This window comes from Pseudomonas sp. FG86, assembly GCF_057808775.1.
In genome coordinates this window covers 1-21,472 of the sequence record NZ_JBMDIS010000070.1, presented here as the reverse complement: position 1 = coordinate 21,472, position 21,472 = coordinate 1, and the positions used below count along the sequence as shown (strand labels likewise).

Here is a 21,472-nt window from a genome sequence, read left to right as displayed (position 1 = left end):
CTCGCCACAGGTTACTGTTGGGGTTCGCGGATCTTGTACCAGGCCACATACAGCGCCGGCAGGAATAACAGCGTCAGCAAGGTGGCGATGATGATGCCGCCAATCATCGCGTAGGCCATCGGCCCCCAGAACACTTCCCGTGCAATCGGGATCATGCCCAGGCTGGCCGCAGCGGCCGTGAGCAGGATCGGCCGGCGCCGGTGCTCGGTGGCTTGCACCACCGCATCCCATGGCGAATGGCCGGCCACTTCATATTCGTGAATCTGCGTCACCAGGATCACCGAGTTGCGGATGATGATGCCGATCAGCGCGAGAATACCGAGGATCGCCACAAAGCCCATGGGCGTGCCTGTGGGGATCAGCGCCAGCACCACGCCGATCAGTCCCAGCGGCGCGACGCTGGCCACCAGGAACATCTTCTGCACACTGTGCAGTTGGATCATCAGGAAGGTCGCCATCAAAAACAGCATCAACGGCACCACGCTGGCAATCGGGCCCTGGGCCTTGCCGCTTTCTTCCACGGTGCCGCCCGTGGCGACCGTGTAGCCCACCGGCAGGCCGGCGCTGAACGCGTCGATCTCGGGCTTGAGCTGCTTGACCAGGTCAGTGGGCTGCATCTCGTCGCGCACCGCCGCCTTGATGGTGATGGTCGGCTTGCGGTCGCGGCGCCACACCAGCGGCTGCTCCAACTCATAGCGCACGGTGGCGAAGGCCAGCAGCGGGATCGAGGTGCCGTTGGGTGTCACGATCTGCAGGTTCTGCAAGGTTTCCGGCGTGCCACGTTCGGCGTCTACGGCGCGGCCGACCACGTTGATCAGGTAGATATCGTCATGCACCTGGGTCACCGATGCCCCGCTGACCACGCTGTTCATCAACTGCGCCACGTCTTCGGATGACAAACCCAACTGCCGCGCCTTGTCCTGGGCGATGTCGACCCTCAGCACTTTGCCCGGCTCGTTCCAGTCGTAAATGATCTCGCCCAGGTGGCTGTTCTTGTCGAGCAAGGTCGCCAATTCGATGGCGTGCTTGCGCACCTGGTCGGTGTCTTTACCGGAAACGCGGTACTGGATCGGCCGCCCCACCGGCGGGCCCATTTCCAGCGGCTGCACAAAGCTGCCGACACCGACAAAATCGTCACGCAGGCGTTTTTGCAGACGCGTGATCAACGCACCGCGCTCTTCCAGGCCCTTACTGACAATCACCAACTGCGCGTAATACGGGTTCTCCAGTTGCTGGTCGAGGGGCAGGTAGAAACGGATCGCGCCCTGGCCGATGTAGGTGCTCCAGCGCGCGATGTCCGGGTCGTCCTTGATGATGGCTTCGAGGCGGTCGACCGCCTTGCGGGTTTCATTGATCGAGGCGTTTTGCGGCAGGTTGAGGTCGACGAGGATTTCCGGGCGGTCCGACGACGGGAAGAACTGGTTCTGCACGAACTGCATGGAAAACACCGACGCGGCAAACAGGGCCACGGTGATGCCGATCGCCCACCAACGGTTGCGCATGGCCCAGAGCATACCGCCATTGAACGCGCGGCCGATGCGCCCCGGTTCGTTGCCATGGGGCTTCACATTGGCACTGAGGATATGCACGCCAATCACCGGCGCAAACAGCACCGCCACCACCCACGACACCAGCATCGCCACCGCAATGACCGCGAACAGGGTGAAGGTGTACTCCCCCGCCGAGCTGGCGTTCAGGCCAATCGGGACAAAGCCGGCCACGGTCACCAGCGTGCCGGTGAGCATGGGGAATGCCGTGGACGTGTACGCGTAGGTCGCCGCCTGTTCCTTGGTTTCGCCTTTTTCCAGGCGTGTGATCATCATTTCCACGGTGATCATCGCGTCGTCCACCAACAAGCCGAGGGCGATGATCAACGCGCCCAGCGACACACGCTGCATGGTGATGCCGCTGTATTCCATGAACACGAACACCAGCGCCAGCACCAGCGGGATCGAACACGCCACCACCAGCCCGGCACGCAGGCCGAGGCTGATAAAGCTCACCACCAAGACAATGATCACCGCTTCGAACAGCGCACTGGTAAAGCCGCCGACGGCCTCTTCCACCACTTCGGCCTGGTCGGAGACCTTGTGCACGCCGACGCCCACGGGCAAGTCGGCGGTCAGCTCGTCCATGCGCGTGTGCAGGGCCTCACCGAACGACTGGATATTGCCGCCCTTCTGCATGGCGATAGCCAGGCCGATGGCCGGCTTGCCGTTGAAGCGAAACATCGGCCGCGCCGGGTCGACGTAACCGCGGGTGATCTCGGCGATATCCGCCAGGCGATAGAAGCGATCATTGAGCCGCAGGTTCACGTCGGCCAGGTCTTTTTCCGAAGCAAACTGCCCGGAGGTGCGCACGGAAATCCGCTCCGGCCCAGCCTCGATCACCCCAGCGGGCGTTACGGCGTTCTGCGATTGCAGGCTCTGCACCACCTGGCGCTGGTCAATGCCCAGGGCCGCCAGTTTGCGCGTGGAGAAATTCAGGTAAATCACTTCATCCTGCTGGCCGATCATCTCGACCTTGCCCAACCCCGGCACCGAGCGGATCTCGGCGCGCACCTGCTCCACGTAATCGCGCAGCTGACGCATCGACAGGCCATCGCCGGTAAACGCATACACCGAGCCGAACACATCACCAAATTCATCGTTGAACGACGGCCCTTGCAGGCCCTGGGGGAAGGTGCCGCGAATATCGTCGAGCTTCTTGCGCACCTGGTACCAGATCTCGGGGATCGCCTTGGCGCTGGTGGTGTCCTTGAGGAACACGAACACCGTGGACTCTCCAGGCCGGGTGTAGCTTTTCACGTAGTCGAGAGAGTCGATCTCTTCGAGTTTTTTCTCGATGCGGTCGGTCACCTGCTTGAGGGTTTCTTCCTGGGTCGCACCCGGCCAGCGGGTCTGGATCACCATGGTCTTGATGGTGAACGAAGGGTCTTCCTCGCGGCCCAGGTTCAGGTAGGAGAACACGCCCATCAGCAGCGCGACGAACATCAGGTACCAGACGAAGGACTGATGCTTGAGGGCCCAGTCGGATAAGTTGAAGCTCCCTTTCATCGCGGGCTGTCCTCGTCGATTTTGACTTTCTGCCCGGGTTTCAGGCTGTTCACGCCGGCGGTGACGATACGCTCGCCGGGGTTGACGCCGCCATCGAGCAAGGCGCTGTCAGCGTCACGGCTAAGCACGGTGATGTCGCGCGGTTGCACGGTCTGGCTGTGGGTATCGAGCAGCCAAATGCGGGTCTTGCCGTCGACTTCCTGCAAGGCGCTCAGGGGCAACTCGATACGTGGGGCGATGGTCGAACTCAAGGTCACACTGATCGCCGTGCCAAGGCGGAACGCGGGCGGTGTTTCGGCCAGGGTCAGCCGCGCCCGACGGGTACGCGTGGCGCTCTGGGCCTGGGGCTCGATCTCGCGCACGGTGGCGGTGGTGTTGATGCTGGGGTCGAGCTGCCCGGCGACCAGGAACACCACGTCCGGCGGCAGGCGCTCGGCAAGGCCGGCGGGCAGGTCGATCACCGCTTCCTTGACGTCCGGGCGGGCCAGGGTCACCACTTGCTGGCCGGCGCTGACCACCTGGCCGGCTTCGGCGCTCCAGGCGGTGACAATGCCGCCATGGTCGGTGCGCAGTTCGGCATAGTTGAGCTGGTCCTTGGCCTGGTTGACCGTGGCCTGGGCCTGGTCGAGGCTGGCCTGGGTGGTTTTCAGGTCAGTCTGGGCCGCATCCAATTGGGCTTGGGCGCCGACGCCACGGTTGAACAACGCTTGCTGGCGCCGGGCATTGGCCTGGGCGTTGATAAATTGCGCCTGGACGCGCGCGAGGTCGCCCTGGGCCGCGCGCAGTTGGTTTTGTTGGTCGGTGGGGTCGAGCACGGCGAGCACCGCTCCTTTCTCCACTTCGGCGCCCACATCCACGGCGCGCCGAGCGATGCGACCGGGAACACGAAAGCCGAGGTTGCTTTCATAGCGCGCCTGGATGGTGCCAGCGAAACGGCCGAAGGTTTCCTGGTCTTCGGATTTCACTTCCATGGACAGCACCGGGCGCACCGGCTCGGGCGGCGGTTCCTGCTTGGAGCAGCCCGCGAGCAGCAGGCCGACGATGAGGACAACTGTCAGGTACTTCATGGTTGCACGCCCTGGGCCTGCGCCGTGTCCGGCGCCTGGGCGATCTCGACCTGCATACCGGGGTGCAGCAATTGCCCGCCCGCCACCACGATTTTTTCGCCACCCTTGAGGCCGTCGCTGATGATCACCTTGCCGGTGAGGTAACGCGCCACACTGACTTTGTGCAACTGCGCCTTGCCGTCGCCGTCCACCAGCCATACGGCGGGTTCGCTGAGGTCTTTGGTCAGCGCCGCCCATGGCAGTTCGATACTGGCCTTGGCCGGGGCATGGAGAGTGGTGCTGACCACGGCGCCCAGGTCCATGCCCTGGGGCAAGGTGTTCAATGCAATCTTGACCTGCAAGGTACCGCTGGCAGCGTTCACCGCGGGGGTGGTCTCGCGGATTCTACCGGTGGCCTGCACGTGCGGCTTATCCAGCAACTTGACCGTCATCACGTCATCATTGGCCGGTTCCACCAGCAACGATTCATACACGTCGAACACCGCGTCACGCTCGCCGTCGCGGGCCAGGCTGAAGATCGGTACGGTGGCCTGCACCACCTGGCCCACTTCCGCCTGGCGTGCGGTAATCACCCCAGGCGCTTCGGCGACCAGCGCGGTGTAGCCCAATTGCTCGCGAGCGTTGGCCAACTGCGCCTGGGCAGCGGCCAAGGCGCTTTGGCTGCTGCGCAACGCGGCCTGGGCGCTGTCATATTCGCTGCGGCTGGTGTAACCCTTGGGCAAGAGCTTTTCCTGGCGCACGAAGGCCGCGGCGGCTTGCTTGACCCGCGCCTGCTCGGCCACGACCTGGGCCTGGGCGGAATCGACGCTGGTCTGTAAGTCCTTGGGATCGAGCTTGGCCAGCACTTGCTTGGCGCTGACCCGGTCGCCCACGTCCACCATGCGCTGGATGATCTTGCCGCCCACGCGGAAGGACAAATCGGTTTGCACACGGGCCTGGATATCACCGGTCAGCGTGACGGCCGCAGCGAAATCCGCGGGTTGCACGGTTTGCACGAACACCCGGGAATGCTGCTTGGGTTCGGTTTTTTCCTGACCACAACCACTCAGCAACACCGCCAAACCCATGCCGACCATACAGATGGAAATACGACCGCCCATGCGGACTCCTTGTGCGCGATGCGATGTGCCAGTGTGTATGCGACTGTGAGCTTAGATCAGGGTTCCTTTTCTGCATGGGGAAGGCGTATTGAGGGGGTTTGCTGTGGCGAGCGGGCTTGCCCCGCGTTGGGCTGCGAAGCAGCCCCAAAACCTGGAGATTCAATATGCCTGGATAAACGCAGTGGCCTTATTGGGGCCGCTTCGCAGCCCAACGCGGGGCAAGCCCGCTCGCCACAACAAGCCCCCTCACCACAACAAGCCCGCTTGCCACAGTTACAGTTACAGTGTTCCTCCTTAACTGAACGGCATTAGGGCTTGCCTGCGATAGCAGTAAAACAGTCAGCGCAGCATCACCCCTGCCACTTCCCGCCTTCGACAATCACACTCTCAGGCTTGGTGTCGTCGCTCAGTTCTTTGCGCACATATTGGTCATATAACTTGAGCAAGAACTTCTCCTCACCCAGCTTCGCCAACTCGGCATTCACCCAGTCACGCAATTCGATATTGCCCTTCTTCACCGCTGGCGCGATCGGGGCCTCGTCGCCGAGTTTCTGTTCCAACACGCGGTAGCCCGGGTTCTGCTTGGCCCAGCTGAACAGCACCAGGTTGTCTTGCGCGTACGCATCGCCACGCCCGGCCGACAGCGCCTGCAACGACTCGGAGTTTTTCTCGAACTTGAGCAGTTTCCAGTCCGGGTGGTTCTTGGTCAGCCAGATATCGGCCGTGGTGCCGGTGGTGACGATGGTGGTGCGGGTAGCCAGGTCATCCAGGCTCTTGACCGGTCTGTCGTTGGGCACCAGGGCCTGTACCGCGACTTTCAGGTTGGGGTTGGTGAAGTCCACCGCTTCCCTACGCTCCGGGGTCACGGTCATGTTGGCGAGGATCAGGTCGACCTTGTCGCTTTGCAGGAAGGGAATACGGCTGGCCGGCTCGACGGCGACGAATTCGACTTTGTTTTCATCACCCAGCAAGTCCTTGGCGAATCGGCGGCCGATGTCGGTATCGAAGCCGACGTAGCGCCCGGCTTCGTTGACAAAGCCGAACGGTGGTTTGTCGGTGAACACGCCAACGATGAGTTTGTCGCGCGCCTTGATCTTGTCGATGTAACTCACGGCGGCGGCAGGTTTAGCAGGCTCTTCGGCCTTTTTATCGCAGCCGGCCAGTAAGGCAACGGCAAACAGTGGCAGCAGTAACTTTTTCATATCAGCTCCAGTTCCTGGGTTTTCTTGGGCAGTGTTGAAACAAAGGAGAACTTCTCCAGGAACTGCTGCGCGCGTGCGGTTTGCGGGTTCGTAAAGAATTCTTCGGGGGTGTTGTGTTCGAGGATGCGACCGGCCTCCATGAACACCACGCGGTCGGCCACGGCGCGGGCGAAGGCCATTTCGTGGGTGACGATCAGCAGGGTCATGCCGTCGCGGGCCAGGCCCTGGATCACTTCCAGCACTTCCTTGACCATCTCCGGGTCGAGGGCGGCGGTGACTTCGTCAAACAGCATGACCTGGGGGTTCATGCACAACGAACGGACGATAGCGATGCGTTGCTGCTGGCCGCCGGAAAGCTGGCGCGGGTAGGCGTCGCGCTTGTCGGCCAGGCCGACGCGGTCCAACAGTTTTTCTGCCTGGGCGCGCGCTTCGCGGGGCTCGCGCTTTTGCACTTTCAGCGGGCCGAGCAGCAGGTTGTCGAGCACACTCATATGGGGGAACAGGTGGTAGCTCTGGAACACCATGCCCACATCCTGGCGTACCTGGCGCCAATCCGTGTGTTTAGCCAGCAGCTCCTTGCCGGCAAACCGCAGGCTGCCGCTATGGGCTGCTTCCAAGCCGTTGAGGCAGCGCAGCAACGTGCTTTTGCCACAGCCGCTGGGGCCGAGGATCACCACCACTTCGCCGCTTTGCACACTCAGGTCGATGCCCTTGAGCACCTGCTGGTCGCCGAAGAACTTATTGAAACCCCGGAACTCGATCAGTGCGCTCATGCTTGGCCCCAGCGCCGTTCCAGCAGCTTGGAGGCGGCTGACAACGGGTAGCAGATGAAGAAGAAAAACAGGAACAGCGCGCCGTAGATCAACACCGACTCATAGGTGCGCTCGATGATTTGCTGGCCCACCTTGATCACGTCCACCACGCCGATCAGCACCGCCAGGGAGCTGGTCTTGATGATGCGCGTGTAGACGTTGATGGTCGGCGGCGTCATGCGCTTGAGGGCCTGGGGCAGCAGCACGTAGCCGTACAGCTGCGGGGCGGACAGGCCAATCGACAAGCCCGCCTCGCGCTGGCCACGGGGCAGCGAATGCAAAGCGCCGCGCACCACTTCGCCCACCTCGCTGGCGCCCCACAGCGACAGCACCAACACCGCGCACCAGAAACTCGGAATGCTCAGGCCGAAGAAAATCGGCAGGCCGAAAAACAACAGGTACAGCCACACCAGCACCGGGATCGCACGGAACAGCTCCAGGTAAATGCGCAGCAGCCCATTGATCACCGTTTGATTCAACGTGCGCAACACGCCGTACAGCACCCCGCCGACCGTACTGAAAGCGATGCTCAGAAAGGAAATCGACAGGGTTTGCGCAGCGCCCTTACCCAGTTGCGGCAGCGACACCCACAACAATTCAAGACCCGAACTGGCCATGCTGGAGCCTCCTTTCCAGGCGGCTGAGCAGCAGCGACAACGGCAGGAACAACAGCACGCAAATCAGCGTCAGCACGGCGAGCATTTCGTAAGTCTTGTAGTAGAGAGCGATGTAGCTCTTGGTGGTGTAGAGAATCTCCGGCACCGCCACGGCAGAGACCACGGTGGTCTCCTTGAGCAGGAAGATGAAATTGGCGAACAGCGCCGGCAGGCTGAGGATGCCGGCCTGGGGCAGGATCACATGGCGCAGCAACTGCCAGTCGGACAGACCGATAGACTTGCCCGATTCGACCTGCGCCAGCGGCACCGCTTCCACGCCCGCGCGCAGCACTTCGGTGAGGTAGGCGCCGCCGAGGAAGGTCATGGTGATGATCGCCGCCCAAAACCCGGAAATATTGAAGCCCAGGGCCGGCAGGGCGAAGTACACGAAAAACAGCTGGATCAGCAGCGGGGTGTTACGCGCCAACTCCACATAGAGCCCAACCAGGCGCGACAGGTAAGGCGTGCGAAACACCAGCAAGGCGGCGTTGATCAGCGCCACCGACAGCGAGGTGGCAATGGCGATCAGGCCCACTTGCAGCGTCACCCCCACGGCTTTGAAAAACGCCGGCAGGGTGCTGAGGATAAAAGCGAAATCGAAGGTCATCTTGAGTCCATGACGCCGCAGGGGTAATGCAGCGAGTGCCGTCCAGGCCGGCGTGGGTAACGCCGGGTAGCGCGAACTCTAAAGGTATAAAAAATAAAATTTAAATACCGAAATAGCATATTGATATCACCCAAAAAGATAACCGCCGGATTCGCGGGTTTTCCAAGTGACGGCTATGGTTGGGGGGTCTGTGTTTCGAAGGAATGAACAATGAACAAAGCGAAGCCGATTGATCCGCAGGAGCTGGTGAAATGGTTGGTGGCGTTGCGCAGGGCGATCAATAGCCGGGATCTCTAAAACACCGTAGATCCCATGTGGGAGGGGGCTTGCCCCCGATAGCAGTGGTTCAGTCAATGCATCTGTGACTGACATACCGCCATCGGGGGCAAGCCCCCTCCCACAGTTTTTATTGCATTCCAAATTCCAGGCATAAAAAACGCCGACGCTGTAGTAGCCGTCGGCGTTGAAACCTTGAAGGGGTTTGGGCTTACATCAGAACGCTGGCACGACTGCGCCGTTGTACTTCTTCTCGATGAAAGCTTTGACTTCCGGGCTGGTCAGCGCCTTGGCCAATTTCTGGATAGCGGCGCTGTCCTTGTTGTCCGGGCGAGCCACCAGGAAGTTCACGTAAGGCGACTTGGCGTCTTCGATGATCAGTGCGTCTTTCGCTGGGTTGAGGCCAGCTTCCAGGGCGTAGTTGGTGTTGATCACATCGAGGTCGACCTGGTCCAGCACACGTGGCAGCAGGGCCGATTCCAGCTCCTTGAATTTCAGGTGCTTGGGGTTGTCCTTGATGTCTTTCGGCGTGGACAGCGCGTTGGTCGGGTCTTTCAGCGTAATCAGACCATTCTTTTGCAACAGCAACAGGGCACGACCGCTGTTGGAGCCTTCGTTCGGGATGGCAACGGTGGCGCCGTCCTTGAGCTCGGAAATATTCTTGATCTTTTTCGAGTAGCCACCGATGGGTTCAACATGCACACCGATCACGGTGACCAGGTTGGTGCCCTTGCCCTTGTTGAAGTTTTCCAGGTACGGCAGGGTCTGGAAGTAGTTGGCGTCCAGACGCTTCTCGGCCACCTGAGTGTTGGGTTGAACGTAGTCGGTGAAGACTTTGATTTCCAGGTCCACGCCTTCTTTGGCCAGGGTCGGCTTGACCAGCTCAAGGATCTCCGCGTGCGGGATCGGAGTGGCAGCCACCACCAGTTTTTCGTTGGCCTGGGCGAAGCTTGCAGTCAGGGCAGCCGCCAGTGCGGTAAACAACAGAACCTTTTTCATGCAGTGTCCTTATTGGAATTGCGGGGCGTCTCTGACGACCGTTTTGATGAGAAGTGCCAGCGAAGTGCTATCGCGGCATGCAAGCGACAATACCTAGATTTTTTATTCCCGAACAATATCTTTTATTCACGTTGATATTCCATTTTGTTCATGTAGAAAGCGGCGCAAGGTTTCCTGCTCGGCGGGGCTGGCGTTATCGAATATTCGCTGCACCTGTTCAAGGGGCGAACCGGCCACGGGCAGATTCAGATGCTCCGGCAGAATCTCATCGCCGCTGCTGACCAGCAGCGCAAAGTGAATGACGTTCTCCAACTCGCGGGTATTGCCCGGCCAGCTGTGGTGTTCCAGTACGCGCTGGGCGGCGTCGCTGATCAACGGCACCGGCAGGTCCAGGCGCTGGCTGTAGATACCGAGGAAGTACTCGGCCAGGGACAGGATATCGCCGACCCGCTCGCGCAATGCCGGCAATTCCAGCTGGCCTTCGCTCAGGTAATGGAACAGCCGCTCATGAAACTTGCCGGCAGCCACGGCTTGGGCCAGGTCGATGCTGGTGGCTGCTACCAGGCGCACATCCACCGGGCTTGGCTGATGCGCACCGACGCGAGTGACTTCGTGGTTTTCCAGGGCGGCGAGCAACTTGACCTGGATCGGCAGCGGCAAATCGCCGATTTCATCCAGGTACAAGGTGCCGCCATTGGCCGACCCGAACCAGCCGGCACGGCTGCTCGCCGCGCCGCTGTGGGCGCCGGCAGCGTAGCCGAACAACTCGGCATCGGCGTAGGTCGGGCTGATGGCGCCGCAATTGACCGAGACAAACAGCCCGGCACGATCACTGCCACGATGGATATGCCGCGCCAGCAGCTCTTTACCGCTACCGGTCTCGCCGCGAATCAATACGGGCAAGGCGCGGGGGGCTAGGTTTTCCAGCTCTTCGCGCAGTTGCCGCGAACGCGGGTCGACAAACACCAGCGCCTTGGCGCGGATGCTCAGCGGGCTTTTTTCGGCGTCGGGGAAGGTCAGCAGGGGCTGACCGAAGGTTTCATGCAGGCTCATGGCAGGCTCCCGCCCCAAATCCGCTCAGGGACGGGGCGTTTAAAAAATATCAGGCAGTGCGCCGGGCGTGATGCTCGAGGCGACTTTGCAAGCGATACAGGTAGGCGAAGCCTTGCTCCCAGCGTTGGTGACCGGACTTCACATTGATATGCCCGGCCCCCGAGAGAATGCCGGCTTCGGCCCCCCAGTTGCGGGCCAATTCCAGGGCCCGGGGGGCGCTGACGGCGCTGTCGTTATCGGAACTGACCACCTGGCTGGGAAACGGCAACAGGTCGGTCGGGATCGGCGCAAAGTTGCGCAGGGCAGGCGAGCACGCCGGACGTTCGACGTCCGCCGGAGCTACCAGCAAGGCACCGCGCACCTGCCGCAGGAACTGCACCGGGGCAGTGGCCGCCCAATGGGCCACGGTGATGCAGCCCAGGCTATGGGCGATCAGAATCACCGGCGTGCTGTCGGCGGCAATCGCCTCGGCCAGCGCGGCGACCCAGTCTTCACGGCGCGGCGTGAGCCAATCGGCCTGCTCCACGCGTGCGCTGTTGGGCAGGCTGTTCTGCCAGTGACTTTGCCAATGATCTTCTGGCGATCCTTGCCAGCCCGGCACGATCAGATAACGAATCAACTCGCTGTGCATGGGTGTGCCCTCCTGCAGCGTTTAACGTTGTAGGACAGTATAGGGACGAGGGTTATATTCGTTAAGGAATAAGAAGCTATTTATTAATAACCAAAAAACCAATCCTGCATGAGATCAAAATGTGGGAGGGGGCTTGCCCCCGATGGCAGTGGTGCCAGCAGACAAATTGGCCAACTGACACTCCGCCATCGGGGGCAAGCCCCCTCCCACATTGGCCCCCTTCCCGATCGGGATTTGGCGGCGCGACTTAAATTCCAGGCAAAAAAAAGGCCGCACCCTGCCAAGGAAACGGCCAAAAAATTGTCGAGGCTTTGAAACTAACGTGCCGTGATCACCGACAGCTTGGTAATCCCCGCGCGCTCGATAGACGCCATGGCTCGCGCCACTTCGCCGTAGTTCACACCATCATCGGCCTGCAGTTGCACCCGCACATCGGGGTCCTTGGCCTTGGCCGCCTGCAGGTTGAATTCCAGCAGGTCCGGCTGGATTTCGTCCTTGTTGATAAACAGTTTGCCGGCACCGTCGATGCTCACCACCAGCGGGTCCTTCTGCTCCACCGGGGCGACCGCCTCGGTCTTGGGCAGGTTGATCGGGATCGCATTGGTCAAAAGCGGCGCGGTGACGATAAACACCACCAGCAGTACCAGCATCACGTCGACCAACGGCGTGACGTTGATCTCGCTCAGCACCTCATCGCTGTCTTGGGTGGAGAAGGCCATCTCAGGACGCCTCCTTCACTTTTTGCGGGTTGCCGGCCGCGCCTTTGGTCAGCGCAGGGTGCAGCAGCACGCGGAACGAATGCTTCTGCGCCAGGCTGTAGAAGTCGTGGGCAAAGTCATCCAGGTCGGCCGCCGTGAGCTTCAGGCGACGCAGGAAGTAGTTGTAGACCAGCACCGCCGGGACGGCGACGGCAATACCCACGCCGGTAGCGACCAGCGCCGCACCGATCGGGCCAGCCACGGTTTCCAGGCTGGCGGAGCCGGCCGCGCTGATCCCCTTCAGCGCTTCCATGATCCCCCACACGGTGCCGAACAGACCGATAAACGGCGAGGTACTGCCGATACTGGCGACCACGGCCAGGCCGGTTTCCAGGGAACGGCGCTCACGTACGATCTGCTGGCGCAGGGCACGCTCGAGGCGGTCCTGGTGGTTGATCGCCTGGCTCAGGTCGGCCGCGTGCGGCGCTTCCCCGACCTGGATCGCGGCGTAACCGGCCTGGGCCACACGGGCAGCGGCACCGGGCTGGGTCTCGGCCAACTCGGCGGCCGAGTCGAGACTCGACGCCGCCCAGAACTGTTTGTGGAACTTGCGATCCTGCGCTTTAAGGCGACCGAACTGCACGCCCTTGAGCAGGGCCAGGCCCCAGGTGGCGACCGAAAAGACCACCAGCAGCCAGATCACCGCGCTTTCGATGGATTCAAGTGGAGATGCTAATGCCATGATGTTTTCCCTCTTGTGCGGGTCGCGGCGTGTGCAACACACCGCAGCCGAATAGTTAGTGAATCTTGAAATCGATCGGTACGCTGACCCAGCCGTCCTGGGCCACATCGCCTTGCTTGGCCGGCACGAAGCTCCAACGCTTCACGGCGGTCAGCGCGGCGTCGTCGAGTTGCTGGCGACCGCTGCTTTTCTGGACCTGGATTTCGCCCGGCTTACCGCTGGCCAGTACATGCACTCGCAACAACACCGTGCCTTCCCAACCGCGACGCTGCGCCAGTGACGGGTACTCCGGCGCCGGGTTCTTGAGGTACGCGGCGTTGGCCGAAGCAGGGGTCACCGGGGCTGGCGCGGGCGGAGCGGGCGCGGGGGCCGGTGGCGCCGGTTGCGGTGGCGTGGGCGCCTGCTCGACCGGTTTCGGTGCGGGCTTGGGCTCAGGCTTTGGCACCGGCTTGGGCTTAGGTTTTGGAATCGGCTTGGGCGGTGCCGGCTTGGCGGCCAACTCATCCACCACCGGCGGCGGTGGCTCGACCACGGGCGGCGGCGGTGGTGGCGGCACAGGCGGTGGCGGTTCCACCACGGGCGGTGCCGGCTGGGAAAATTCGATGGTCATTGGCGGGATTTCCGGCGGCACAATCGGCAGCACCGGGGTGGGCTTCTGGCTCACCCAATAGATCACCGCACCGTGCAGGGCCAACACCAGCAACCCGAGCAGAATCCCCTCGCGACGGCTCGAAAAGCGCTTGGGGGTTTTCTGCAAACGCAACTGCCCTAACGGCGCGCGATGTGGCCGGCCAAGGTCGACCAACTCACCACTCGGTGCCTGGCGCCATAGCGCCTCGGGTGCACTGGCGGCGGTCTGGACATTGCCCATTGATTCACTCCCTACGGTTTTGAAACAAAAAAACCGACAGGCCTGCCAAAGCGGCCGTCGAGGGCTGAATCATCGGGGCCAGACGCTTATCTCTTAAAGTAATCTTTAAAGTTATAGATAGATCTAATCTGAATAAGAAAAATACCCGCAGGCGCCAAAGCCCCGTAATCCGTGGCCTGGCGCCCCAGCGCGGTTTTTTGATGCTTTTCAGGCATACAAAATATTCAGCAAAGGCATGGATCAGGCAGGGCTGTTTGCGCACAAATCGAGCAATTGGCGCTGCAAACTCTGCCCTGCCGCTCCCAGGCCACTGCGGCCATACAACGCCAGTCGCACGCCCTGCACGGCCGGCAAGCCACTCTCGGCCCCCAGCACCGCATGCCCGGCCTGCACCACCCGGCGCGGCAACAGGCTGATCCCCAGTCCCGCCGCCACCGCCGAGCACACACTGGCCAAACTCGCGCTGGAATAGCCGATGCGCCAGCGCCAACCCGCCACCTCCAGGTGCTGGAGCATTTCATTGCGGTACAGGCCGCCCACCGGAAACGCCACCAACGGCAATGGATCGCGCCCCAGGGAGGGTGTGCTGCGGCTGTCGACCCAGCACAACGGCTCGGGCCATGAGGCCAGGCAGTCGGCGCTGTCGCCCATCTGCTTGACCAGCAACACATCGAACTCGCCGCTGCGGTACTGACGCTGCAACTCGGGGCCGAGACCGCTGGTGACCTCCAGGCGCACCCGTGGATACGCCACCACGAACGCCGACAGCAACGGCATCAGGCGCTCGGCAGCAAAGTCTTCCGGTACGCCAAGGCGCAGCACGCCATCACTTTGCTGGTTGATCAACACATCGGCGGCTTCTTCATGCAGCGCCAGGATGCGCCGCGCATAGGCCAGCAGCCGCTCGCCTTCGGCAGTGGCGACCACACGGCGCTGGTCGCGGTCCAGCAGTTGGCACGTCACCGCTTCTTCCAGCCGCCGGATTTGCTGGCTCACGGTGGACTGGGTCAAGTGCAGGCGCTCGGCGGCGCGGGTGAAATTGCCGCAATCCACCACCGCGACAAAACTGCGCAACAACACAGGATCGAACATGCTGGTCACCATTCCATTTGCCACTGATTGGCATGGTTATATTTAATTTCAGAATACCTCGCCAGCTGGCGATACTACCTGCCTCTTTTTGCACCTCGAACAGGCCCCGCATGACGTTTAACTCTTCATTCGTGAGCAAACTCGCGGGCTGGGGCCTGCTGGTGGTACTGGGCCTCAACCTGCGGCCGATCCTCAGCTCGATCAGCCCGTTGCTCGGCGAGATTCGCCAGGCCACCGGCCTGAGTTTCCAGAGCAGCGCCCTGCTGACCAGCCTGCCGGTGGTGTGCATGGGCCTGGTGGCGCTGGCGGGTGTGCGGGTGGAAGCGCGCTTGGGTGAACGGCGCGGCATTGCCCTGGGCTTGATGATGATCCTGCTGGCGTGCCTGGCGCGCTGGCTGATGGGCCAGGGCTCGGCATTGCTGGCCACTGCCCTGCTCGGTGGTGCCGGTGTCGCGCTGATCCAGGCGTTGGTGCCGGCGATGATCAAGCGCGAATTCCAGCAGCGCGTGCCGGTGGCGATGGGGGTGTATTCGGCTTCGCTGATGGCCGGCGGCGGACTGGCAGCGCTGCTCAGCCCGCTGGTGGCCAGCCATTTCCAGCAATGGCAGGCGGGGCTGGGAATCTGGTTGCTACCGGCGCTGGCCGCGTGGCTGCTGTGGGTGTTCTTACCGCTGGGGGCGGCCAGAAGCTCCAAGGTGATGCCCACGTTCAAGAGCCTGCGCAATCGTCGCGCCTGGTTGCTGGCGCTGTACTTCGGCCTGGTCAATTGCGGCTACATGAGCCTGGTGGCGTGGTTGCCGGCCTACTATCAGCAATTGGGCTGGGGCGTGCTGCCCAGCGGTTCGTTGCTGGCGTTCATGACCATCTTCCAGGTGATCGCCGCGCTGCTGATGCCCGTGCTGGCGCAACGCGGTATCGATCGGCGGCCGCTGCTGGGCATTGCCTTGCTCGCCCAGACCGTGGGTTATCTCGGCCTGTTGCTGGCGCCGCTGGAATTGACCCACCTGTGGGTCGCCTTGTGCGGCTTCGGCCTGGGCGCGTGTTTCGCCCTGAGCCTGCTGCTGACCCTCGACCACCATCGCGACCCTCGGCAAGCCGGGCAACTGGCGGCCTTTGTGCAAGGCATCGGCTTTTTGATCAACGCGGTCTCGCCATGGATAACCGGCTGGCTGCGCGAACTTACCGGCCATTTCACCAGCGCCTGGTGGGTGTTGACGCTCACGGCAGTGGCGATGCTCATGGTGACGCGAGTGTTCAGCCCAGCCACCTACCGCACCGCCGCCGTACCCGGCTAGAAGTCGTAGCGCCCGGTCAGGCCCAGCGTACGCGGCGTGCCCAGCAGCCCTTCATAACCGCCGTTACCGCCGGTCCACAGGGTGGTGTAGTAGGTCTTGTCGAAGGCGTTCTTCAGCCATAACGACACGTCCCACTGCCCCTGCTCATAGTTGCCGCGCAGGCCGGTGGACAGGTTGACCACGGCGTAGGCGGGAATCTGTCCATAGTCAGAGTCCTCCACCGTGCCCACGGCCTTGGAGCGGAAGGCATAGCTGGCGGTGACGTAGGGTTCGAAGCCGTTATCCAGGTTCCACTTGTATTCGCCGTTGGCGTTGGCGATCCATTTCGACGCCCCCACCACTTGATGCCCGCTCAGGTCGCAGGAGGCCGGCGCACCGGGGCGCAGACTGACTTCCGGCGGGCACGGCGCATCCTTGTAAGACAGGTAGCTCACATCATTGAACGAGCCGTTGAGGTTCAACGTCAGGCCCTTGATCGGCACCAGGGTGCTTTCCACCTCGACGCCCCGCGAGCGCACCGAACCGGCGTTGGTCAGGTACTGCACACGGTTGTCCTGGTCATAGGCATTGGTCTGGTAACCGTTGACCTGGGTCCAGAACAGGTTGGCATTGAGCTGCAGCCGCCGGTCCCACAGCGTGCTTTTGAAACCCAGTTCGGCGTTGTTGGCGCGCTCGGTGCCGATCAGCAGTGAGTCGGCACCGGCCGTCGGTGCCGAGCCTACCGCCAGGTTGACCCCGCCGGACTTTTCGCCATGGGACAGCGTCGCGTAGCCCAACAGGTTTTCGTTGAAGCGGTAGCTCAGGTTGAGCAAACCCGAGGGGCTGGTGCTGTATTGCGTGAGGTCACCGGAGTCGTACGCCCCCGCGCGGCCACGTCGAGCCGTAGCGGCAGCACCGGTGACCGCCGCACCGCCGAGGGGATTGTTACGCGTGACCCAGGCACTTTTTTCTTCATAGGTGCCGCGCAGGCCGGCGGTGAAATCCAGGCGTTCGGTGAGGTGCCAGGTGCCTTGGGCAAACAGTGCAAAACTGTCGGTGCGAATGTGCCCGTTGCCGACGCTGCTGACGTTGGCCAGTGCGCCGGCTGGCGTGCCGTTCCAAATGTCGGCCTGGGGCCCGTAATAGGCGAAGGATTTGTTGTCCAGCGAGTTGCCGAAGTAGTAGGCACCGAGCACGTAATCGAAGAAACCGCCGGTGGGCGAAGCCAGCCGGAATTCCTGGGACCACTGCTTATCTTCCACCGACACCCCGGCGTTATACGACGCTGGCACGTTAAGGCCGTCGTCGTTGCGTGGGGTGAAGTTCCAGAAGCGATAGGAACTCACCGAGGTCAGGGTGAAGTCACTTGGCAACGTCCAGTTGGCTTCCAGCGACGTGCCGCCCTGGAACACCGTGACCTGCTGGTCGCTGTCCAGGTTGACCTTGCGATGGGTGCCATCGACCAGGGTCGCGCCTGCCGCGTTGGCCCGCGACTGGTAGAGGTTGGTGCCGTTGATGGTCGGCCCGGTGCTGTACAGCACACGGGTGCCGGCGCTGGAATCCTCTTCGTTGTAATCGCCGATCCAGCGCAGGTTGAACGCCTCGCTGGGCTTGTACAGCAGTTGCCCGCGAAAGCCTTGGCGCGAGCCACCGTTGAGGTCATGGCCGTTGTATTCGTTCTTGATGTCACCGTCGCTGCGGGTGCGATACGCCGAGAAACGCCCCGCCAGCTCATCGGTGAGCGGGCCGGAAATCGTGCCCTTGGTCTGGAAGTAGCCGTCCTCGCCCAACGAGGTTTCAATGCTGCGCTCCGGGGTGAAACTCGGCGCGCGCGTGCTGATGTTGATCACCCCGGCGGTGGTGTTTTTGCCGAACAACGTCCCTTGCGGGCCGCGCAAGACTTCAAGCTGCTCGATGTCCATCAGGTCGAACACCGCCATGCCCGGCCGCCCGAGGTAAACGTTGTCGATATACAGCCCCACGCTGCCCTCAAGGCCGTCACTCGCCGGGTTGTTGCCCAGGCCGCGAATCGACACGCTGGACTGGCGCGCATGCATGTAGGCGACGTTGACGCTGGGCACCAGTTGCTGCAAATCCTGAATCCGATACACCCGCTGGCTCTCCAGGGCCTGGCCACCGATCACGCTCATGGGCGTCGGCACATCCTGGGCACTTTCGGTGCGGCGCCGAGCGGTGACCGTGACGGTTTCCAGTTGGCCAGTGGCGTTCTCGCCTTCGGGCGCAGGCTTGTTTGCGTCGGCCGCGTGGCTGGGCGTCCAGCTGGCACTGCCGGCCAGCAACAGCGCCAGCGGCAAACGCTTGAGCCGCCAGGGAGAGGAAGGGACAGCGGACTTCAACAGACTCATAAGCGGCTCCGGAACCCGGAAATATCCATCGAGAGATATTCCTTTAGGTTATTTATTTATGTTTTAACTAACATTTACTGCATAAGAGATAGCCTTTATAAAGAGTCGACCTAATGCATAGCCAATGCATTTCCCGGATATTTTTGATGTGAAAAATGCATATCGATTTGCGCCAGCTTCGTCACTTCATCGCCCTTGCCGAACAACGCAGTTTTGTCGCAGCCGCGTTGACGGTGAACCTGTCGCAGTCAGCGTTCAGTCGCAGTATCCAGGCCCTGGAACACAGCGCCGGTTGCCAGCTGATTGACCGTGGCCGTAAAGACCTGGCACCGACCAAACAAGGCCAGGTATTGCTGGAGCACGCCCGGCGCCTGGTCAGCGGTGCGCAGCAACTGGCCAACGAGATCGACCAGTTCAATGGCCTGGAGGCAGGGGAGTTGCGCTTCGGTTGCGGCCCGGCGCCAGCGGGTGGCTTGGTGCCCCGCGCCATCGGCAGTTTTATCGGGCGCTACCCTAAGGCACGGGTGCAGTACCAGGTCGACGACTGGCAAAGCCTGAGCAAACGCCTGCTCAGTGAAGAGTTCGAGTTTTTCGTCGCCGACACCCGCCACTTCGAAGCCAACCCGGACTATCACACCCACCGCCTGCGCCCGCGCCGCTGGTATTTCTGCTGCCGCGCCGGCCACCCGCTGGCCCTGCGCGACAGCGTGAGCGCCGCCGAGCTGATGAGTTACCCGCTGGCCGTGACCATCCGCCCGCCCAACCTGCGCAAGGTCATCGTCGACCTCAGTGGCCGGCCCGATTACCAGCCCAATGTCGAATGCGAAAACGGCTATAGCCTGATGGGCGTGGTGCTGCGCTCCGACGCCATCGGCATCGTCAGCGCCAACAGCGATGTGCTGCACATGGCCCGGGGCGAGTTGGTGTGCTTGAAGATCGAGGGCCTGGCCGAGGATCTGGAGGAGCGTTACACCCGCTACGGCATCGTCAGCCGGGCCGGGTATCGCTTGTCGCCGCTGGCGCAAGCGATGATCGAGCAGATCAAACAGATCGATGAGTTGGATGAGGATGTGTGTGCACTGGAGAACGTCGCGGTTTAGGCCATGCATCCCCTGCATGAAATCCAGTCCCCAAATGCACTTGCCAGCCCCCCACCCGAACGGCGAAAAACCTCACCTGTCCTCCGTCTGGTGAAACCCCATGCCCCACTCCCAACCCGTGCGCAACGTGCTGTACATCATGTGCGACCAACTGCGCCGCGATTACCTGTCGTGCTACGGCCACGCTCACCTGCACACGCCGAACATCGATCGCCTGGCAGCCGCCGGTGTGCGCTTCAGCCGCGCCTATACCCAAGGCACCATCTGCGGGCCCTCGCGCATGTCGGCCTATACCGGGCGCTACGTCAGCAGCCACCAGGTGGCGTGGAACGCGGTGCCGTTGCCCCTGGAAGAACTGACCATCGGCGACTACCTGCGCCCCCACGGTATCCGCACGGCGCTGGTCGGCAAGACCCACGCCACGCCCAATGTCGAAGCCTTGCAGCGCCTGAATATCGACCCTGGGAGCGAGCAGGCCGAGCCATTGAACGAGGTCGGCTTCGAGGCGTACTTGCGTCACGACGGCATCTACCCCGACAGCCCGCTGTTCGATGACAAACGCGAGTCCGCGCCCTACACCCATTACCTGCGCGAACAGGGCTACAGCGGCACCAACCCGTGGCACGAATGGGCCAATGCCGCAGCAGGTGAAAACGGCGAAGTGCTCAGCGGTTGGCACATGCGCAATGCCAGCCTGCCCGCGCGCGTGGCCGAGGAACATTCGGAAACCGTCTACACCACCGACCGCGCTATCGACTTTATCCGCGAGCAGGCCGAACAACCGTGGTGCCTGCACTTGTCCTATATCAAGCCACACTGGCCCTACATCGCACCGGCGCCCTATCACGCGCTGTATGGCGCCGAGCATATCCAGGCACCGATCCAGCCCGGGGAAACCAGCGATCACCCGGTGTACCAAGCGTTCCGCCAACACCAGGAGAGCCTGAACTTTTCCCGTGACGAGGTACGGCTCACGGTGATTCCCACCTACATGGGCTTGATCAAACAAGTCGACGACCAACTCGGGCGACTGTTCGATTTCCTGCAAAGCAACGGCCGTTGGGACGACACCTTGATCGTGTTCACCAGCGACCACGGCGACTTTCTCGGCGATCACTTCCTCGGCGAAAAAGAATTTTTGCTGGAACCGGCCGTGGGCATTCCGCTGATCGTGCGCGACCCACGCGCCGCGGCCGATATCAGCCGTGGCACAGTGGACGCACGGCTGGTGGAAACCATCGATGCGCTGCCGACTTTCCTTGAGGCCTTGGGCCTGCCCGCGGCCGACCATCGCCTGGAAGGCCGCTCACTGATCCCGCTGCTGCATTGCCAAGAAACGAGCTGGCGCCGCTACGCCATCGCCGAGTACGACTATGCCTTCCAGGCCCCGGCCCGCGAACGCCTGGCGCAACCCATCGACCGTTGCCGGATGACGATGGTACGCAGCGAGCGCTGGAAATACCTGGCGTACGACGGCTTTCGCGCACAACTGTTCGACCTGGAAAACGACCCGCAGGAGCTGCACGACCTGGGCAGCGACCCGGCCTACGCCCAAGTGCGCGACATTCATTTGGGGTATCTGTTCGAATGGCTGCGCGGGTTGAAACGGCGCACCACCATCAGCCACACAGAGATCGATCTGCGTGGCCAACGGTTTCGTTACGGTGAGCCGGAGGCGGAGAAAGTGGTGAAAATCGGCGTCTGGTAAACCACTGATCGAATGTGGGAGGTGCCGCTGTCGCGCAGCAAATGGGTACCTCCTTGGCAAGCCCTGATGCCGGTCAGTTAAGAGATAGAACTAGCAAACAGTAACCCGTGGCGAGCGGGCTTGCCCCGCGTTGGGCTGCGAAGCAGCCCCAATCAATCGGAA

Annotated in this window: 18 protein-coding genes; 3 read left to right on the top strand and 15 right to left on the bottom strand. The window is 62.1% G+C overall.

Annotation, left to right across the window (positions count from 1 at the left end; genetic code table 11):
* Positions 1–11: 11 nt before the first annotated feature.
* From ACODSV_RS28305 to ACODSV_RS28240, 14 genes are all read right to left on the bottom strand, one after another.
* Positions 12–3,056 (bottom strand): efflux RND transporter permease subunit, encoded by a 3,045-nt coding sequence (locus ACODSV_RS28305; protein WP_150095504.1) that lies wholly within the window; start codon positions 3,054–3,056, stop codon positions 12–14.
* Positions 3,053–4,123 (bottom strand): efflux RND transporter periplasmic adaptor subunit, encoded by a 1,071-nt coding sequence (locus ACODSV_RS28300; RefSeq protein WP_150056008.1) that lies wholly within the window; start codon positions 4,121–4,123, stop codon positions 3,053–3,055. Before ACODSV_RS28300 ends, ACODSV_RS28305 begins: the two co-directional genes overlap by 4 nt.
* Positions 4,120–5,223, bottom strand: a complete 1,104-nt coding sequence (locus ACODSV_RS28295) for an efflux RND transporter periplasmic adaptor subunit (protein ID WP_150056009.1) — start codon at positions 5,221–5,223, stop codon at positions 4,120–4,122. The genes ACODSV_RS28300 and ACODSV_RS28295 overlap by 4 nt, the downstream gene beginning before the upstream one ends.
* A 350-nt stretch (positions 5,224–5,573) precedes the next feature.
* A complete protein-coding gene (locus ACODSV_RS28290; RefSeq protein WP_489046580.1) occupies positions 5,574–6,425 on the bottom strand; it encodes a transporter substrate-binding domain-containing protein in 852 nt (283 codons plus the stop codon).
* Positions 6,422–7,198 (bottom strand): amino acid ABC transporter ATP-binding protein, encoded by a 777-nt coding sequence (locus ACODSV_RS28285; RefSeq protein WP_024072771.1) that lies wholly within the window; start codon positions 7,196–7,198, stop codon positions 6,422–6,424. Before ACODSV_RS28285 ends, ACODSV_RS28290 begins: the two co-directional genes overlap by 4 nt.
* Complete coding sequence (locus tag ACODSV_RS28280; protein ID WP_024072770.1) at positions 7,195–7,854, bottom strand: amino acid ABC transporter permease; 660 nt, start codon at positions 7,852–7,854, stop codon at positions 7,195–7,197. Before ACODSV_RS28280 ends, ACODSV_RS28285 begins: the two co-directional genes overlap by 4 nt.
* Positions 7,835–8,500, bottom strand: coding sequence for an amino acid ABC transporter permease (locus ACODSV_RS28275; protein WP_150056446.1), 666 nt, complete (start codon positions 8,498–8,500; stop codon positions 7,835–7,837). Before ACODSV_RS28275 ends, ACODSV_RS28280 begins: the two co-directional genes overlap by 20 nt.
* Before the next feature lie 492 nt (positions 8,501–8,992).
* Positions 8,993–9,775 carry a MetQ/NlpA family ABC transporter substrate-binding protein gene (locus ACODSV_RS28270; RefSeq protein ID WP_024072768.1) on the bottom strand — a complete coding sequence of 261 codons (783 nt, stop codon included), beginning with the start codon at positions 9,773–9,775 and terminating at the stop codon, positions 8,993–8,995.
* 126 nt (positions 9,776–9,901) lie between these two features.
* Positions 9,902–10,828, bottom strand: a complete 927-nt coding sequence (locus ACODSV_RS28265; protein ID WP_024072767.1) for a sigma 54-interacting transcriptional regulator — start codon at positions 10,826–10,828, stop codon at positions 9,902–9,904.
* 49 nt (positions 10,829–10,877) lie between these two features.
* On the bottom strand, positions 10,878–11,459 hold the full coding sequence (locus tag ACODSV_RS28260; protein ID WP_024072766.1) for an alpha/beta hydrolase: 582 nt from the start codon (positions 11,457–11,459) through the stop codon (positions 10,878–10,880).
* 317 nt (positions 11,460–11,776) lie between these two features.
* Positions 11,777–12,178, bottom strand: a complete 402-nt coding sequence (locus ACODSV_RS28255; protein ID WP_010565408.1) for an ExbD/TolR family protein — start codon at positions 12,176–12,178, stop codon at positions 11,777–11,779.
* A 1-nt stretch (position 12,179) separates the two neighbouring features.
* The gene (locus ACODSV_RS28250) at positions 12,180–12,902 is read right to left on the bottom strand and encodes a MotA/TolQ/ExbB proton channel family protein (protein WP_093235410.1); all 723 of its coding nucleotides are present in this window, start codon (positions 12,900–12,902) and stop codon (positions 12,180–12,182) included.
* Between the two features lie 52 nt (positions 12,903–12,954).
* Entirely contained in the window at positions 12,955–13,770 is an 816-nt protein-coding gene (locus ACODSV_RS28245) for an energy transducer TonB (RefSeq protein ID WP_024072761.1), read from the bottom strand.
* A gap of 240 nt (positions 13,771–14,010) precedes the next feature.
* Entirely contained in the window at positions 14,011–14,862 is an 852-nt protein-coding gene (locus tag ACODSV_RS28240; protein ID WP_069075015.1) for a LysR family transcriptional regulator, read from the bottom strand.
* Between the two features lie 110 nt (positions 14,863–14,972).
* Between ACODSV_RS28240 and ACODSV_RS28235 the strand changes: the two genes are divergently transcribed.
* Positions 14,973–16,157: a CynX/NimT family MFS transporter gene (locus tag ACODSV_RS28235; protein WP_150056106.1), complete on the top strand. Its 1,185-nt coding sequence runs from the start codon at positions 14,973–14,975 to the stop codon at positions 16,155–16,157.
* On the opposite strand, the gene ACODSV_RS28230 is transcribed toward ACODSV_RS28235, so the two are convergent.
* Positions 16,154–18,502, bottom strand: a complete 2,349-nt coding sequence (locus ACODSV_RS28230; protein WP_150056107.1) for a TonB-dependent receptor — start codon at positions 18,500–18,502, stop codon at positions 16,154–16,156. The genes ACODSV_RS28235 and ACODSV_RS28230 overlap by 4 nt on opposite strands.
* Before the next feature lie 155 nt (positions 18,503–18,657).
* On the opposite strand from ACODSV_RS28230, the gene ACODSV_RS28225 reads away from it, so the two are divergent.
* Positions 18,658–19,602 (top strand): LysR family transcriptional regulator, encoded by a 945-nt coding sequence (locus ACODSV_RS28225; protein WP_024072756.1) that lies wholly within the window; start codon positions 18,658–18,660, stop codon positions 19,600–19,602.
* A 100-nt stretch (positions 19,603–19,702) separates the two neighbouring features.
* On the top strand, positions 19,703–21,310 hold the full coding sequence (locus ACODSV_RS28220) for an alkaline phosphatase family protein (protein ID WP_024072755.1): 1,608 nt from the start codon (positions 19,703–19,705) through the stop codon (positions 21,308–21,310).
* The last annotated feature ends 162 nt before the right edge of the window (positions 21,311–21,472 follow it).